Here is a 16,531-nt window from a genome sequence, read left to right as displayed (position 1 = left end):
GAAATCGGGTTAGGGTAGGAAACAACGATGATGCGTTTGATGGCGTTCGTAGGGGCCCTGCTATTCCTCGCCGCCCCGGTCGCCCGGGCCGAGGACGGTTACGACCTTTGGCTTCGCTACAAGCCCGTCGAGGCCGGCGCGCGCGCCGCCTACGCCGCGCGGGCCGCCGCGATCGCCCCCACGGCTGAAACCCCGACCTTGAAGGTCGCCCGCGCCGAACTGGAGCGCGGTCTGACGGGCCTGGTGGGCCAGCCTGTTTCGGCGGCCGCCGGGTCGCGCGACGGCGTGATCCTGCTGGGCGCGGTCGCGACCCCCGCCATCGCCGGCCTTGGCCTGCCGCTGCAGACGCTGGGCGAGGAAGGCTATCTGATCCGCACCGTGACGGTGGCCGGCAAGGCCACCACCGTCATCGCCGCCAACCGCGATGTCGGTGTGCTCTACGGCGTCTACCGCTATCTCTCGCTGATCCAGACCGGCGCCAGCGTCGACAAGCTCGACATCACGTCGGTTCCCAAGGTGAAGCTTCGGATGCTCAACCACTGGGACAACCTGGATCGCCATGTCGAGCGCGGCTATTCGGGCCAGTCGATCTTCGATTGGTGGCGGCTGCCCGGCCATGTGGATTCGCGCATGGTCGACTACGCCCGCGCCAACGCCTCGCTCGGCATCAACGGCACGGTGCTGAACAACGTCAACGCCAAGGCCGACAGCCTGACCGCGCCGTTCATCGCCAAGGCCGCCGCCTTGGCCGACACGTTCCGGCCCTATGGGATCAAGGTCTATCTGTCGGCCCGCTTCTCGGCCCCGATCGATATCGGCGGCCTCAAGACCTCCGACCCGCTGGACCCGGCGGTGCGGGCGTTCTGGAAGGCCAAGGCCGACGAGATCTACAAGACCATTCCCGACTTCGGCGGTTTCCTGGTGAAGGCCAATTCCGAAGGCCAGCCCGGTCCGCAGGACTATGGCCGCACCCATGTCGACGGCGCCAACATGCTGGCCGACGCGGTGGGTCCGCACTGCGGCGTCGTCTTCTGGCGCGCCTTCGTCTATTCGCACGAGCAGCCCGAGGACCGCGCCAAGCAGGGCTATAACGAGTTCAAGCCGTTCGACGGCCAGTTCCGCGACAACGTGGTCATCCAGGTCAAGAACGGCGCGATCGACTTCCAGCCGCGCGAGCCGTTCCACCCGCTGTTCGGGGCCATGCCCAAGACCAACCTCGGCATGGAGTTCCAGATCACCAAGGAATATCTCGGCTTCTCGACCCACCTCGTCTACCTCGGCCCGATGTTCGAGGAGACCCTGGCCTCGGACACCATGGCCAAGGGCAAGGGCTCGACGGTCGCCAAGGTGATCGACGGCACGCTGGACGGCCGCAAGCTGACCGCCATGGCCGGCGTGGCCAATATCGGCAGCGACCGCAACTGGAGCGGCTCGCAGTTCGACCAGGCCAACTGGTACGTCTTCGGGCGCCTGGCCTGGGACCCGGAGGCGGGCACGCGGGCGATCGCGCAGGACTGGACCAAGATGACGTTCGGCGCTGACCCGCGCCTGGTGACGCCGGTCGTGTCGATGATGATGGGCTCGCGCGAGGCGGCGGTGGACTACATGACGCCGCTGGGCTTGCACCACCAGATGGGCGAGGGGCACCACTATGGCCCCGGTCCCTGGGTCAGCGGCGGCCCCCGCGCCGACTGGACCAGCGTCTACTACGCCAAGGCCAGCGAGACCGGGATCGGCTTTGACCGCACCCCGACCGGCAGCAACGCCACGGCTCAGTACGCGCCGGCCGTCGGCGCCTGCTACGCTAACTTGAAGTGCGTCGACGAGAAGGACCTGCTGTGGTTCCACCACCTGCCCTGGGACTATCGCCTCAAGTCCGGCGACACCCTGTGGGATGGCCTGGTGAAGTCCTATTCGCGCGGCGTGGCCTCTGTGGACGGCATGGAAAAGACCTGGGCGGGCCTTGCCCCCCATGTCGACGCCCGACGTCACGCCGAGGTCGCCGACTACCTGAAGATCCAGCGCGCCGAAGCCCAATGGTGGCGCGACGCCTCGATCGCCTGGTTCCAGACCTTCGCCAAGCGCCCGCTGCCGGCGGGGGAAAAGCCGCCGGAGAAGTCGCTGGACTACTACAAAAGCCTGAAGTTCCCGTGGGCGCCGGGGAACGGGAAGTAGGGGGTTTCCTTCTCCCCTTGCGGGAGAAGGTGGCTCGCTTGCGAGCCGGATGAGGGGTTTCCCGGCGACCGCCGCGCGACCCCTCACCCGGCCCTTCGGGCCACCCTCTCCCGCAAGGGGGAGAGGGAAGGGCTAGCGGATCGGCGCGCCTCGTGCGTCATCTAGGCGACGCTTTCCAACCCGAGACCCTCCATGAAGCCTGTGTTCGCCGCCTCGGCCCTCGCCCTGCTGATCGCCACCGCCGCCCAGGCCGGGCCGCTGAACGTGCCCGCCACGCAGAAGGTGATCAGCGCCCAGCTCGATCGCGACTATCCGGCGCTGGAGGCGCTGTACAAGGACATCCACGCCCATCCCGAGCTCGGCTTCCAGGAGGTCGAGACCGCTAAAAAGCTGGCCGCGCAGATGCGGGCGCTGGGCTTCACCGTCACCGAGGGCGTCGGCAAGACCGGTGTGGTGGCGGTGCTGAAGAACGGCGAGGGCCCCAAGGTGCTGATCCGCACCGAGCTGGACGGCCTGCCGATGCAGGAAAAGTCGGGCCTGGCCTGGGCCAGTCAGGCCACCGCCACCTGGAACGGCGAGAAGGTCTTCGTCGCCCATGCCTGCGGCCACGACATCCATATGGCCGCCTGGGTCGGCGCGGCGCGCCAACTGGTGGCGATGAAGGCCAAATGGAAGGGCACGCTCGTTTTCGTGGCCCAGCCCTCGGAAGAGACGGTTCGCGGCGCCCGCGCCATGCTGGACGACGGCCTGTGGGACAAGATCGGCGGCAAGCCCGACTACGGCTTTGCGCTGCACGTCGGCTCGGGTCCGGCGGGCGAGGTCTATTACAAGGCCGGCGTCCTGACCTCGACCTCGGATGGCCTCGACATCACCTTCAACGGCCGGGGCGGGCACGGCTCGATGCCCTCGGCCACCATCGACCCGGTGCTGATGGCCGCTCGCTTCACCGTCGACGTGCAGAGCGTGATCAGCCGCGAGAAGGACCCGTCGGCGTTCGGCGTGGTGACGGTCGGCTCGATCCAGGCGGGCAGCGCCGGCAACATCATCCCCGACAAGGCCCGGGTGCGCGGCACGATCCGCACCCAGGACAACGCCGTGCGCGAGAAGATCCTCGACGGGGTGCGCCGCACGGTGAAGGCGGTGACCGACATGGCCGGCGCTCCGGCCGCCGACCTGAAACTCACCGCCGGCGGCAAGATGGTGGTCAATGATGCGGCCCTGACCGACCGCACCGCGGTGGTGTTCAAGGCCGCCTTCGGAGCCCGCGCCGTGGCGCAGGACAAGCCGGGCTCGGCGTCCGAGGACTATTCGGAGTTCGTGCTGGCCGGCGTGCCGTCCGTCTATTTCGGCCTCGGCGGCTCGGACCCCGCCGAAGCCGCCAAGGCCAAGGCCGAAGGCCGTGAGCTGCCGGTCAACCACTCGCCGTACTTCGCCCCGGTGGCTGAACCGACGATCCGCACGGGTGTGGAGGCGATGACCCTGGCGGTGCTGAATGTTCTGAAGTGATCCTTCTCCCCTTGCGGGAGAAGGTGTCGCCGGAGGCGACGGATGAGGGGTTTCTCGGCCTCGCCGCGCGACCCCTCACCCGACCCGCTACGCGGGCCACCCTCTCCCGCAAGGGGAGAGGGCGCTACCCCTCCGCCGCACAGTTCTCCCGGATGAACGCCATGTGCCCCGGCATCACCTCGGCGGACTTGGCGATGACCGATTTGATCTCGGCCATGCGGGCCTTGAACAGGCCCTCGTCCATGTTGTCGACCATCGGGTCGTAGCCGTCCGGGAAGATCCCCTGGCCGATGAACACCGCAAACCATGAGGTGTCGTTGAACAGCTCGTCGTTCTCGCGGAACACCCGGCCTGAGCCTTTGAAGAGGTCGATCTTGTCGGTCAGATAGTCCGGGATCGGCATCTCGCGCAGATAGTTCCAATAGGGGGTGTCATTCCGCGCCGTGGCCTTGAAGTGCAGGATGATGAAGTCGCGGATCTTCTCGTACTCGAACGCCATGGTCCGGTTGTAGCGGTCGATTTCGGCGGCGCGGAAATGGCGGTCGGGGAAGTGGGCCAGGAGGCGCGAGATACCCACCTGGATCAGATAGATCGACTGGCTTTCCAGCGGCTCCATGAACCCCGCCGACAGGCCGATGGCCACGACATTGCCGTTCCAGCTCTTCTTGCGGCGACCCGGCGTGAAGCGGATCAGGTTCGGATCGGCCAGCGGCTCGCCGTCCAGTTGGCTCAAGAGGTCGGCCAGGGCCTCGTCGTCGCTGACATGCTGGCTGGAATAGGCGTAGCCGTTGCCCAGGCGATGCTGCAGCGGGATGCGCCACTGCCAGCCGTGCGGCCGCGCGGTGGCCCGGGTCACCGGCGACATCGAGCCGCCCAGCGTGCAGGGCATGGCCACCGCCCGGTCGTTCAGCAGCCACTGCGACCAGTCCTCGTAGCCGGTCTTCAGGGTCTGTTCGATCAGGAGGCCCCGAAAGCCCGAGCAGTCGATGAAGAGGTCGCCCTCGATGACCTGGCCGCTCTCCAGCGTCACCGAGGTGACGTGACCGCTCTGGCCGTCCTGCTGCACCGAGGCGATCTTGCCCTCCTGGCGGGTGACGCCCCGGGCCTCGGAATAGTCGCGTAGGAACTTGGCGTAGAGCCCGGCGTCGAACTGGAAGGCGTAGGCGATCTGGCCCAGCGGCGAGTTGGCCTGGCCGTTCGGACGCATGAACTTGCTCTGGCGCGCGCCCACCGTCTGCAGGCTGTAGGCGCCCAGATCATCGTCCAGGCCCATGGCCCGCAGCTTCAGCCAATAGGCGTGGAACGACACGCCCTCCATGTCGACGCCATAGGGGCCGAACGGGTGGTGGTAGGTGTGGCCGATCCTTTGCCAGTCGACGAAGTCGATGCCCAGCTTGAAGGTCGCCTTGGTCTTCTTGACGAAGTCGTTCTCGTCCAGACCCAGCATCCGGTTGAAGATGTTGATCTGGGGGATGGTCGACTCGCCGACCCCGACGGTGCCGATGGCCTCGGACTCGACCAGCGTCACCTTCGTGTAACCGTCCTTCAGGAAGCGGCCCAGGGCGGCGGCGGTCATCCAGCCGGAGGTGCCGCCGCCGACGATGACGATGCGGCGCAGGCGGTGGTCGTTGGTCATGCTCTGAACTCGGGGCGAGACGCGTGAGGGGCGGCGCAATAGCGGGCGATGAACTGCTCGTGGGTCGGCAAGGCTTCCGCCGTCTGGCGGATCAGCCCGGCCAGCCGCGACAGCTGGTTCTTGAGGAAAGCCTCGTCGAAGGCGTCGACCAGCGGATCGTGGCGGCGCGGCGTGACCCCCTGGCCCAGCAGCACGGCGATCCAGCTGGGCTCGGCGAAGAGGTCCAGGTCCGAGGGGAACAGGCGGCCCGAGGCGGCGAAGAGGTCGATCTTGCGCTGCAGGGTCTCGGGAATCTCCATCTCGCGGGCCCGCACCCAATAGGGCTCGCTGCGGGCGTTGGCCTTGAAGTGCAGGATGATGAAGTCGCGGATCAGCTCGACCTGCAGGGCGGTCAGGCGGTTGTATTCGGCGATCTCGACGGGATCGAAGCCCTGGTCGGGGAACAGGGCCAGAAGCTTGGTGATCCCGGCCTGGATCAGGTGGATCGAGGTGCTTTCCAGCGGCTCCAAGAAGCCCGACGACAGGCCGATGGCGACCACGTTCTTGACCCAGGCCGCCTTGCGGCGACCGGCCTGGAAGCGCAGGAAGTTGGGCTCGGCCAGGGGCTCGCCGTCGAGGGTGGCGCGCAGGCGAGCCACGGCGTCCTCGTCGCTGATGTCGCGGCTGGAATAGACATAGCCGTTGCCGGTGCGGTGCTGCAGCGGGATGCGCCAGCGCCAGCCGGCCGCATCGGCGGTGGCGCGGGTGTAGGGCGTCAGGCCATCGCCGCCGGTGACGCAGGGCATGGCCACGGCCCGGTCATTGGGCAGCCAGTGGCTCCAGTCGTCATAGCCGGCCTGCAGGGTCTGCTCGATCAAGAGGCCCCTAAACCCCGAGCAGTCGACGAAGAGGTCGGCCTCCAGCGCGCGGCCGTCCTCCAGGGTGACGCCGGTGACGAAGCCGGTTTCGCCGTGCTGCTGGACGCTGGCGATCTTGCCCTCGACGCGCGTGACGCCACGCGGCTCGGCGTAGTCGCGGAGGAACTTCGCATAGAGGCCGGCGTCGAAATGGAAGGCGTATTTCAGGCTCGACAGCACCTGGCCCGGGTCCTTGGACGGTGGGGCGAAGCGGTTCAGGTGGGCGGCCTGGGCCGAGAGGTTGAAGGCGTCGATCGGCGGGGCCCAGCCCTCGTGATGGGCGCGCAGCCACACCTGGTGGAACTTGACCGCCTCGATATCCAGGCCAAAGCCGCCGAACGGGTGCAGGTAGCGGTGGCCGGGTCCCATCCAGTCGACGAACTCGATGGCCAGCTTGAAGCTGCCCTTCGTGGCCCGCATGAACGCGGCCTCGTCCAGGCCCAGGATCTGGTTGAAGGTGTTGATCGGCGGGATCGTCGCCTCGCCGACGCCGACCGTGCCGATGGTCTCGGACTCGACCAGGGTGACGGCGATGGTCTTGGGCAGCGCCTTGGCCAGGGCGGCCGCCGTCATCCAGCCGGCCGTGCCGCCGCCGACGATCAGGACGTTACGGATGGGCGAGGGGGTCATGGGGCGGGGCTCAGTGAAACATCCCGTGTCATCCCGGAAGCCTCGCAGAGGCTATCCGGGACCCAGGGGGCGACGAAGCGCGGCGCTTGCGGCCCCTGGGTCCCGGCTCTCCGCGCTGCGCGCTGCGGCCGGGATGACACGGGAAATGTGCGGCGCTCAAACACGCGGCATACCTTCCGCCGTTTGCTCCAGCATGGCCTTCATCCGGCTCAGCATCTCGCGGGTGCGCTCGGCGCCCACACGGTCCGCCAGCGGGTCCCAGCGCGTCGGGATGATCCCGCGCGCCAGCATCGCGTGGATCCAGGCGCTTTCGGGCCAGGTCTCGTCGTCATAGGTGACCACGCGGCCGCGGCTTTCGAACTGCTCGATCTTGCGGGCCAGGGTTTGCGGCGGATCGGAGAGGTCGCCCCAGCGCAGGATGGCCATGTCGCGGGCCCGCTCCAGGGCGGCCTCGGCCAGGCGGTTGTATTCGGCCACGGCGGCCGGGCCGGTGGGGAAGAGAGCGATCAGGCGCGAGACGTCGCCCTGCAGCAGATGCAGGTCGCCGCCATCGCCGGCGCCGATCGCGCCATAGGCGGCCCCGACCGCGACGGTGTCGCCGGTCATGGCTTCGGCGATGTGTCCCGTCCGGACCGGCGTGGGCGCGAAGGTGGAGATCAGGCCGTCCTGCGCCAGCGCGACGCCGGTCGGCAGCCAGGCGCTCCAGTCGGTCCAGGGCTCTTGCGGGGCCAGCAGCCGCTGATCGCCCGAGGCGTCGACCTTGAGGTCGGCGTCGGGGCGGTCTTCGACGCGCTTGGCTCCGGCGGCCAGGGCGATACGCTTCAGGAGCGCGGCGTAGCCCGCGGCGTCCAGGGTCAGGCCATGGCTCAGGCTCGACAGCGGCGAGCGCGGGTCGGGGCTGGGCGGGGCGAAGCGGCCGCGCACGGCGGCCTGGGCGGCCAGGCTCCAGTCGGTCAGCGGACCCGGACGACCGCCGGCAAGCCAGTAGTGGTGAAAGGCCACGCCGTCGATCGCCACGCCGGTCTCGCCGAACGGCTCGAGCCCGTCGCCGTAGCGGGCGGCCAGGCGCGGCCGGGCGTTTGTCGCCTGGGCCAGGACCTCATCGCTGATCCCGAGGCGGGCGTGCAGGCCCTGCAGCGAGGGCAGGGCGGCGATGCGGCCGGCCGGCGGCGGGCTGGTCTCGGCCACGACCACCTCGGCCAGCCCCTTCGTCGCCGTGGCCAGGGCGGCGGCGGTCATCCAGGCGTCGATCCCGGCGCCGACGATCAGAACCCGCTTCATGCCGGCGACCTCGTCTGCGCCATCGCGCGCAGGAACGCTTCGTGGGTGGGCATGGCCTCGACGGTGCGGGTCACGGCGGTCGAGAGGTCGGCCATGATCTTCGCCGTGCGGGCCGGATCACTGGCCGCGACCAGCGGGTCATGGCCGTGCGGCAGGATGTTCTGGCCGAAATAGACCGCCAGCCAAGAGGGCTCGAGGAAGAAGCCGTCCTTATAGCCGACGACCGCGCCGCGCTCGCGGAACAGCGCCATCTTGTAGGCCAGGCTGTCGGGGATCGGCCCCTCGCGGCGCTCGATCCAGAACGGGGAATCGTCGCGCTGGTTGGCGTGGTAGTGCAGCACCAGAAAGTCGCGGATCCGCTCGAACTCCAGGTCCATCACCCGGTTGTACTCGTCCTGGTCGGCCTGCTGGAAGCCGCGATGCGGGAACATCTCGACCAGCGTGGTGATCGCCACCTGGATCAGGTGGATCGAGGTGCTTTCCAGCGGCTCCAGGAAGCCCGACGACAGGCCCACGGCCACGACGTTCTTGAACCACTGCTTCTTGCGGCGGCCGGTGACGAACCGCAGGAAGCGCGGGTCCTGCTGCAGCTTGCCGTCCAGGTTCTCGACCAGGGCGCGGGTGGCCTCGTCGTCGCTGACATAGCTGGAGCAATAGACGTGGCCGTTGCCCACCCGGTGCTGCAGCGGGATGCGCCAGCGCCAGCCGAAGCGGTCGGCCGTGGCCCGCGTGTAGGGCGTGGGCGACTCGACCGCCTCGCAGGGCGCGGCCACCGCGCGGTCGCAGGGCAGCCAGCGGCTCCAGTCCTCATAGCCGGCCTGCAGGGCGCCTTCGATCAACAGGCCCCGGAAGCCCGAGCAGTCGATGAAGAGGTCGCCCTCGATGACCCGGCCGTTCTCCAGGGTGACGCCGGTGACGAAGCCGTCCTCCGCGCGCTGCTGGACGCTGGTGATCTTGCCCTCGGTGCGGGTGACGCCCCGCGCTTCGGAATAGGCCCGCAGGTACTGGGCGTAGAGGCCGGCGTCGAACTGGTAGGCGTAGTTGAAGGTCGAGCCCAGCGAGCGCGGATCGGCCGACGGCGGGGCGAACTTGCGCGCGTGGCTGGCCATGATCGGCAGGCTGTAGCTCTCGATCGGACCCGCCTCGCCGCGCGCTCGCGCCGCCAGCCAATGTTGGTGGAACGGCAGGCCGTCGATCGCGTGGCCATAGGCGCCGAACGGGTGGATGTAGGCCTCACCCTTGCGGCCCCAGTCGCAGAACTGGATGCCCAGCTTGATGGTCGCCTGGGTCTTGCGCATGAAGTCGGCCTCGTCGAGGCCAAGCCGGGCGTTGAAATAGCGGATATGCGGGACCGTGGCCTCGCCGACGCCGACCGTGCCGATCTCGGCCGACTCGACCAGCTCGATGGCGATCGGCAGGCCTTTCAGCACCGCCGCGAGGCCCGAGGCGCTGATCCAGCCGGCGGTGCCGCCCCCGACGATGACGATCTTGCGGATGGGATCCATGACGCGACCTTAGAGGTGGGCGTTGGTCATGGGGAAGGGCAGGGGTCCAACCGGCGCGCACGCCGACCCTGGCTCGACCGCTTGGGCCTTCATCCTGTCTCCCCCCGACGTCGGCCCCCCATTCTGACGGCCTACGGTCAATCCAGAAATTGACAACGCTGTCTTCCGTTGTCATCGTTATTGTTACCGGACACTCAGAATCCGGACATTGCGTGGCCAAACCTTGAACGGGTCGGGCTACGAATGGGGAGGTGACCAGGACCTGAGGCTATGACGCGCGATCCCGTGTGCGGGACGGCGCTGCTACCTCAAATGGTAACGTTCCCATTCCTTATGGCTAAACGACTTGGGCGTTTGTGACAACGCTTGACGACGCGTGGCGGGTCGTGTGATCTGGCCACAATGGTCACGGTAACATGATCAATGGTAGCGCTACCTTGCTACCAACAACAACAAGGGGAGGTGGACTAAATGGGCACGGCCAAAAGGCTGTCCGCCGGGGGCGGACGCAATTCCTTCACGACGCGACTGAAGTACGGCGCTTCGATGCTGGCGCTGGGCGCGCTGGTCGTCGGCGCGCCGGCCATGGCGCAGACCGCGGCGAAGACCGAAAACCAGACGGTCGACGAAGTCATCGTCACCAGCATCAAGCAGAGCCTCAAGAGCAGCCAGCAGCTGAAGCAGTCGTCCGAGATCATCGGCGACTCGATCACCGCTGAAGACATCGGCGCCCTGCCGGACCGCTCGGTCACCGAAGCGCTGCAGCGCATTCCGGGCGTGGCCATCAACCGCTTCGCCGCCGGCGTCGACCCTGACCACTTCTCGGTCGAAGGTTCGGGCGTCGTGGTGCGCGGCCTGAACTTCGTCCGCTCGGAGCTGAACGGCCGCGACACCTTCTCGGCCAACAACGGCCGCGCCCTGTCGTTCGCCGACGTTCCGGCCGAACTGATGGGCGGCGTCGACGTGTTCAAGAGCCCGTCGGCCGACATGATCGAAGGCGGCATCTCGGGCACGGTGAACCTGCGCACCCGCCTGCCGTTCGACAGCAACAAGCGCATCATCTCGCTGTCGGTTGAAGGCAGCTACGGCGACCTGATCAAGAAGTGGGCCCCGACCTATACGGGCCTGATCAGCGACCGCTTCGAGACCAATGTCGGTGAGTTCGGCGTCCTGGCCAGCTACACCAACTCCAAGCTCTGGACCCGTTCGGACGGCACCCAGGCCTCGAACTTCGGCTGCCGCACGAACCTGGATCAGACGCCCGCCAACTGCGGCAATGGCCAAAAGGGCGTGTGGTTCCCGCGCGGCGCGGCGTTCCGTTCGACCACCACCGAGCGCGAGCGCGAAGGTCAGGCGGCCGCCGTCCAGTGGCGCAGCACCGACCGCACCATGCAGGCCACGGTGCAGTACCTGCGGTCTGACTCCTCGCAGGCCTGGACCGAGCATGCGATCGAAATCGCGACCGACAACGTCGCCGCCAACGGCGACTCGCGTCCCGTCGCGGGCACGACCTTCTCGTTCGACGGCGATGGGATCTTCACCAACGGCGTGATCACCGGCACGCAGGGCTGGCGCTCGGACCAGAACGGCGCTGACCCGCGCACGCCGATCGACGGCCTGCAGTCGAACAACATCCGCCGCGACGTCGACCAGACCTATATCACCAGCGACTTCGGCGCGAACTTCAAGTGGACGCCGAACGAGAAGTGGGGCTTCCAGGTCGACTACCAGCACGTCTCGTCGAAGGTGAAGAACCTGGACGCGGGCCTGTGGGGCTCGACCTTCCAGAACCTGCAGATGGAGATGCGTGGCGACAAGCCGCCGATCTTCACCTTCCTGCCGCCCAGCAACGGTGGCACGGTTCCGGTCTGCGCCACGCCCAGCAACAGCTGCTCGAGCTATTTCCAGAGCCCGAACAACAGCTTCAGCAGCCTGTACAACTCGTTCTGGCGCTCGGCGATGGACCACATCGAGCAGTCGGAAGGCCAAGAGGACGCCGCCCGCTTCGACGTCGAGTACAAGTTCGACAACGACACCTGGCTGGACTCGGTCAAGGCCGGCGTGCGCTGGTCGGATCGTGACCAGACGACGCGCTTCTCGGCCTACAACTGGGGTTCGATCAGCGAGATCTGGGGCGAAGGCGGCCCGGTCTGGTTCAACGACAAGGTCGACGGCGTGCCGACGGCCGGCGGTTCGGGCCTGCCGGGCACGGCGGGGCAGGACAGCAGCAGCCGCGTCGAGCTGTTTGGCTTCGACAACTTCTTCCGCGGCTCGGTGCCGCTGCCGACCGGCAGCCAGGCGCGTCCGTTCTACAACCAGAACATCGCGCTGAACTACGCCGACTACGCCGCGTTCGCCAAGCTGATGGGTTCGGAGTTCCGGGCCACCAACGGCGCCGATGGCTGCCCGCAGAACTGGGTGCCTCTGGCCCAGCGCTGTCAGGTGATCGCCGGCACGCCCTTCCGTCCGCAGGAAATCAACCCTGTGCAGGAAGTGAACAAGGCCTTCTACGTGATGGGCCGCTTCAAGGGGGATGTGGGCGAAGCGCGCGTCACCGGCAATATCGGGCTGCGCTATACCAAGACCACGCGTGAGGCGAGCGGCTTCCTGTCCTATCCCACCGGGACGGGCCTGGCCGCCGACGCCGACTGCACCCGTGCTCTGACCGAGTGGCAGGCGCTGCCGGAGCCCAAGGCGCCGTTCACGCCCTCGTCGTTCTGCGGCCTGACGCCCCAGGTTCGCGCCGCAACGCGCGCCTGGATGAACGGCTCGACCGTGCCCAGCACGGCCAAGGCGAACTTCGAGTACTGGCTGCCGAGCTTCAACCTGAAGGTCGCCATGCCGAACGGCCTGCAGTATCGCCTGGGCCTGTCGAAGACCCTGACGCCGCCGGACATCGGTCTGACGCGTAACTTCTACCAGCTGGCGCTGAACACCAACATCGAAGGCATCGTCAACGGTCGCCCGACCGGCAACGTGACCGTCGGTAATCCGTACCTGAAGCCGACCAAGTCGACCAATGTGGACGCCTCGGTCGAATGGTACTTCGCCTCGGTCGGCTCGCTGACCATGGCGGTGTTCTACAAGGAGCTGTCGGACGTCGCCTCGAACACGACGACCCGCCTGCCGTTCACCAACAACGGCGCGACCTTCGACGCCGTGGTGACCACGCCGGGCAACTCGTCGCAGAAGGCCAAGATCAAAGGCTTCGAGATCGGCTACCAGCAGTTCTACGACTTCCTGCCCAAGCCGCTGGACGGCTTCGGCATCAACGCCAACTACAGCTACATCGACAGCTCGGGCGTGCCGCAAAGCACCCTGTCGGCGACCGACCCCGATGTGGCCGCCGGCCGTGTCGCCAACATCGACACCAGCCTGCTGCCGCTGCAGGGCCTGTCCAAGCACAACGCCAACTTCGCGGCGATCTATGAGAAGGGCAAGATTTCGGCCCGTCTCGCCTACAACTGGCGTTCGGACTTCCTGCTGACCGTCCGCGACGTGATCGTGCCCTTCGCGCCGATCATGAACGAGGCCACCGGCCAGCTGGACGGCTCGCTGTTCTACACCGTCAACGACCAGGTGAAGGTCGGCGTGCAGGGCGTGAACCTGCTCAACGAAGTCACCCGCACGACGCAGGTCCTCAACAACGATCTGCTGAAGACCGGTCGCTCGTGGTTCATGAACGACCGCCGCTACACGCTGGTGCTGCGCGCCAGCTTCTAAGTTCCGCTGAAACCCGGCCCGGGGCGTTCGCGCCTCGGGTCGGGGATCACGGATGGGTTTCGTCAGCGCCTTCCTTCCGTTTCGAGGGCGCGCGGCGGGGCTCGGTTACTCCTGCCAACTCTTTCACGCGCATCGTCCTTCATAACGGTGCGCGTTTTTCTTGGAGCGCGTGTCATGACCCTCTCCCGTCGAGACCTCCTCGCCGTCGGCGCCGCCAGCGCCCTGGCCGGTCCCGCCCTCGCCGCCGAAGGGCCCTCGCTGCGCGAGCTGGCCAAGGCCAAGGGCATCGCGTTCGGCAGCGCCGTCCCGGCCGGTCCGCGCGGCGCGACGAGCGGTCCCTTCGAGGACGCCCGGCATCGCGAGATCCTCATCCGCGAGTGCGGCGTGCTGGTGCCCGAGAACGAACTGAAGTGGTACGTGGTGCGGGCCCGGGGGCCGCAGTCTTTCGACTTTGAGCGCGCCGACCGCATCGCCGAGTTCGCCAAGGCCAACCGCCAGGCCCTGCGCGGCCACACCCTGCTGTGGCATCACCCGCAATGGTTCCCGAACTGGGTCAAGGGCTACGACTTCGGACCCAAGCCGGCCGAGGCGGCCGCCAAGATGGTCACCGAGCACATCCAGGCCCTGTGCCAGCGCTATCCGCAGATGATCTCGTGGGACGTGGTCAACGAGACCGTCGACCCCAAGGACGGCTCGATCCGCTCGACCTTCCTGTCCGACGCCATGGGCAAGGAAGAGGTGCTGGACCTGTCGTTCCACGTCGCCCGCGAAGCCGCGCCCAAGGCCCGCCTCGTCTACAACGACTACATGAGCCAGGAAGTCGGCAACGAGAAGCACCGCTACGGCGTGCTCAAGCTGCTGGAAGGCTTCAAGAAGCGCGGTACGCCGGTCGATGCGCTCGGGATCCAGAGCCATATCGGCGCCGAGAACGCCGACAGCTTCACCGGCTTTGGCAAGCCGCAGGAAAAGGAATGGACCGCCTTCCTGAACGACGTCACCGGCATGGGCTATGACCTCCTGGTCACCGAGTTCGACGTCCACGACAAGGGGCTGGTCTACGACTTTGGCCCGCGCGACGCGGCGGTGGCGGCCTACGCCAAGGCCTTCCTGGACCAGGTGCTGAGCTATCGCCAGACCAAGGAGGTCCTGGCTTGGGGCATGATCGACAAGTACTCGTGGCTGCAGGGCCAATGGCTGCGCGAAGACAAGAAGCCCAAGCGCCCGACCCTCTATGACGACAACTACCAGCCCAAGCCCCTGCGCGAGGCGGTGGCCGCAGCGCTGAAGGCCGCGCCGGCGCGGTAGGGGGCAAGCTCAGGAGCGCCCCCTCCGTCACGCGGCTGCGCCGCGCGCCACCTCCCCCGCAAGCGGGGCAGGAGGGGAGCCGCTCTTCCTCACCCGCAAAGCGGGGGAGGTGGATCGTCGCGAATACGCGACGAGACGGAGGGGGCGCTTAGTATCGAAAGGGAGACGAGCATGATCAGACAGACCCTGACCACCCTGGCCCTGGCGCTTGTGGCCTCCACCGCGATTGCCGCGCCGCAGACGGCCCAGTTCAGCAACTTCGTCTACGAAGGCTCCGACCCGTCGGACGTGGTCAAGGCCGGGCCTGGCCAGTATCGCAACCCGATCGTCCAGGGCTTCTATCCCGACCCGTCGGTCACGCGGGCGGGCAAGGACTTCTATCTGGTCAACTCGACCTTCGCCTGGTTCCCGGGCCTGCCGGTGTTCCATTCGACCGACCTCGTCCACTGGGAGCAGATCGGCAACGCCATCGACCGTCCGGGGATGCTGGACTTCAAGCGGCTTGGCCTGTCGCGCGCGGTGTTCGCCCCGGCGATCCAGGAGCATCAGGGCACGTTCTACATCCTCAACACCTGTGTCGACTGCGGCGGCAACTATCTGATCACCGCCAAGGACCCCAAGGGGCCGTGGTCGGATCCGGTCTGGCTGCCGGACGTCGGCGGCATCGACTCGTCGATCTTCTTCGACGACGACGGCAGGGCCTGGATCCTCAACAACGACGAGCCGCCGGGTCCCGCCGAGTATTCGGGCCACCGCGCCATCTGGATCCGCGAGTACGATCCCAAGACCCAGAAGACCATCGGCCCGGCCAAGGTGCTGCTGGACAAGGGCGTCAACCCCGCCACCAAGCCGATCTGGCCCGAGGGGCCGCACATCCTGAAGAAGGACGGCTGGTATTATCTGACCGCCGCCGAGGGCGGCACCGCCGAGGGCCACAGCCAGGTGGTGCTGCGCTCAAAGTCGGTCACCGGGCCCTATGTTCCGTATGCGGATAATCCGATCCTGACCCAGCGCGACCTGCCGCGCGACCGGCCGCTGCCGATCACCTCGGCGGGCCACGCCGACATCGTCGACACGCCCGATGGCCAGTGGTGGGCGACCTTCCTGGCCGTGCGCCCGTATGGCGATGACCTCTACAACACCGGCCGCGAGACCTTCCTGTTGCCGGTCGAGTGGAAGGACGGCTGGCCGGTGATCCTGGAGAACGGCAAGACCATCCCCTATGTCGCCGATGCGCCCAAGCTGCCGGGGCTGAAGACCGCCCCGACCTCGGGCCCGTTCAAGGCGGCCGAGACCTTCGAAGGCCCCGAACTGCCGATGAGCTGGATGACCATGCGCATCCCGACCTCGCGCTGGTGGTCGGTCAAAGCGGGCGCGCTGAACATCCAGGCCCGCAAGGCCAAGCTGGGCGGCCACGAGCAGCCCTCGATCTGGGCCCGTCGCCAGCAGCACATGAACGCCAGCGTCAGCACCACCGTCCGCTTCGACCCCAGGGCCGACGGCGACAAGGCCGGCCTGGTGGCGCTGCAGAGCGACGACTTCTACTGGTTCGTGGGCCTCGCCCGCGCCGGCGGCCAGACCGTGGTCCGCGTCGAGAAGCGGACCGGCAAGGACGATCCGGTCGATGGCGTCGTGGTGGCGCAGGCGCCGGTGGCGCTGACCCCGGGCCAGGGCCTGGACCTGAAGATCGCCGTACGCGGCGGAACCATCGACTTCGCCTACGCCGCCAAGCCGGGTCAGTGGGAGGTGCTGAAGGCGGGCGCCGACGCCACGACCCTCAGCACCAAGGTCGCCGGCGGGTTCGTGGGCACCATGCTGGGCGTCTACGCCCACGGGGTGGAGGAGTAGGGGGCGTCCCTGCGTCCTTCGAGGCG

Annotated in this window: 9 protein-coding genes and 2 pseudogenes; 6 read left to right on the top strand and 5 right to left on the bottom strand. The window is 67.7% G+C overall.

Annotated features, from left to right (window positions below):
- The first annotated feature begins 30 nt into the window (after window positions 1–30).
- The 3 genes and pseudogenes from CA606_RS14175 to CA606_RS20190 all read left to right on the top strand — a co-directional run bounded on the left by CA606_RS14175 (window position 31) and on the right by CA606_RS20190 (window position 3,837).
- Complete coding sequence (locus CA606_RS14175; RefSeq protein ID WP_096053769.1) at window positions 31–2,175, top strand: alpha-glucuronidase family glycosyl hydrolase; 2,145 nt, start codon at window positions 31–33, stop codon at window positions 2,173–2,175.
- Window positions 2,176–2,367: 192 nt separating this feature from the next.
- Window positions 2,368–3,681: an amidohydrolase gene (locus CA606_RS14170; protein ID WP_181242595.1), complete on the top strand. Its 1,314-nt coding sequence runs from the start codon at window positions 2,368–2,370 to the stop codon at window positions 3,679–3,681.
- Window positions 3,678–3,837: pseudogene (locus CA606_RS20190) on the top strand (hypothetical protein). The gene CA606_RS14170 and the pseudogene CA606_RS20190 overlap by 4 nt, the downstream one beginning before the upstream one ends.
- On the opposite strand, the gene CA606_RS14165 reads toward CA606_RS20190, so the two are convergent.
- The 5 genes and pseudogenes from CA606_RS14165 to CA606_RS14150 form a co-directional block, all read right to left on the bottom strand.
- Window positions 3,806–5,317 carry a tryptophan halogenase family protein gene (locus tag CA606_RS14165; RefSeq protein ID WP_096050541.1) on the bottom strand — a complete coding sequence of 504 codons (1,512 nt, stop codon included), beginning with the start codon at window positions 5,315–5,317 and terminating at the stop codon, window positions 3,806–3,808. The pseudogene CA606_RS20190 and the gene CA606_RS14165 sit on opposite strands and share 32 nt — an antisense overlap.
- Entirely contained in the window at window positions 5,314–6,843 is a 1,530-nt protein-coding gene (locus tag CA606_RS14160) for a tryptophan halogenase family protein (protein WP_096050542.1), read from the bottom strand. Before CA606_RS14160 ends, CA606_RS14165 begins: the two co-directional genes overlap by 4 nt.
- Window positions 6,844–6,897: 54 nt before the next feature.
- Window positions 6,898–7,003 (bottom strand): annotated as a pseudogene (locus CA606_RS20650) (hypothetical protein); the annotation flags it as partial.
- Window positions 7,000–8,124: a tryptophan 7-halogenase gene (locus tag CA606_RS14155; protein ID WP_096050543.1), complete on the bottom strand. Its 1,125-nt coding sequence runs from the start codon at window positions 8,122–8,124 to the stop codon at window positions 7,000–7,002. The pseudogene CA606_RS20650 and the gene CA606_RS14155, both read right to left, overlap by 4 nt.
- A complete protein-coding gene (locus CA606_RS14150; protein WP_096050544.1) occupies window positions 8,121–9,629 on the bottom strand; it encodes a tryptophan halogenase family protein in 1,509 nt (502 codons plus the stop codon). Before CA606_RS14150 ends, CA606_RS14155 begins: the two co-directional genes overlap by 4 nt.
- A gap of 471 nt (window positions 9,630–10,100) precedes the next feature.
- Here CA606_RS14150 and CA606_RS14145 point away from each other — a divergent pair, with 471 nt between their 5' ends.
- From CA606_RS14145 to CA606_RS14135, 3 genes are all read left to right on the top strand, one after another.
- On the top strand, window positions 10,101–13,352 hold the full coding sequence (locus CA606_RS14145; protein WP_096050545.1) for a TonB-dependent receptor: 3,252 nt from the start codon (window positions 10,101–10,103) through the stop codon (window positions 13,350–13,352).
- 147 nt (window positions 13,353–13,499) lie between these two features.
- On the top strand, window positions 13,500–14,657 hold the full coding sequence (locus tag CA606_RS14140; protein ID WP_181242594.1) for an endo-1,4-beta-xylanase: 1,158 nt from the start codon (window positions 13,500–13,502) through the stop codon (window positions 14,655–14,657).
- Between the two features lie 171 nt (window positions 14,658–14,828).
- Window positions 14,829–16,505: a glycoside hydrolase family 43 protein gene (locus CA606_RS14135; protein WP_096050547.1), complete on the top strand. Its 1,677-nt coding sequence runs from the start codon at window positions 14,829–14,831 to the stop codon at window positions 16,503–16,505.
- Window positions 16,506–16,531 lie beyond the last annotated feature (26 nt).

Origin of the sequence: Caulobacter vibrioides, from assembly GCF_002310375.3 — a bacterium.
Lineage (GTDB): Bacteria > Pseudomonadota > Alphaproteobacteria > Caulobacterales > Caulobacteraceae > Caulobacter > Caulobacter vibrioides_D.
This window is presented reverse-complemented; position numbering and strand designations above follow the sequence as displayed.

Coding starts and splice junctions, on each gene's coding strand:
- CA606_RS14175 (WP_096053769.1), top strand. CDS start 31: ATGCGTTTGATGGCGTTCGTAGGGGCCCTGCTATTCCTCGCCGCCCCG.
- CA606_RS14170 (WP_181242595.1), top strand. CDS start 2,368: ATGAAGCCTGTGTTCGCCGCCTCGGCCCTCGCCCTGCTGATCGCCACC.
- CA606_RS14165 (WP_096050541.1), bottom strand. CDS start 5,317: ATGACCAACGACCACCGCCTGCGCCGCATCGTCATCGTCGGCGGCGGC.
- CA606_RS14160 (WP_096050542.1), bottom strand. CDS start 6,843: ATGACCCCCTCGCCCATCCGTAACGTCCTGATCGTCGGCGGCGGCACG.
- CA606_RS14155 (WP_096050543.1), bottom strand. CDS start 8,124: ATGAAGCGGGTTCTGATCGTCGGCGCCGGGATCGACGCCTGGATGACC.
- CA606_RS14150 (WP_096050544.1), bottom strand. CDS start 9,629: ATGGATCCCATCCGCAAGATCGTCATCGTCGGGGGCGGCACCGCCGGC.
- CA606_RS14145 (WP_096050545.1), top strand. CDS start 10,101: ATGGGCACGGCCAAAAGGCTGTCCGCCGGGGGCGGACGCAATTCCTTC.
- CA606_RS14135 (WP_096050547.1), top strand. CDS start 14,829: ATGATCAGACAGACCCTGACCACCCTGGCCCTGGCGCTTGTGGCCTCC.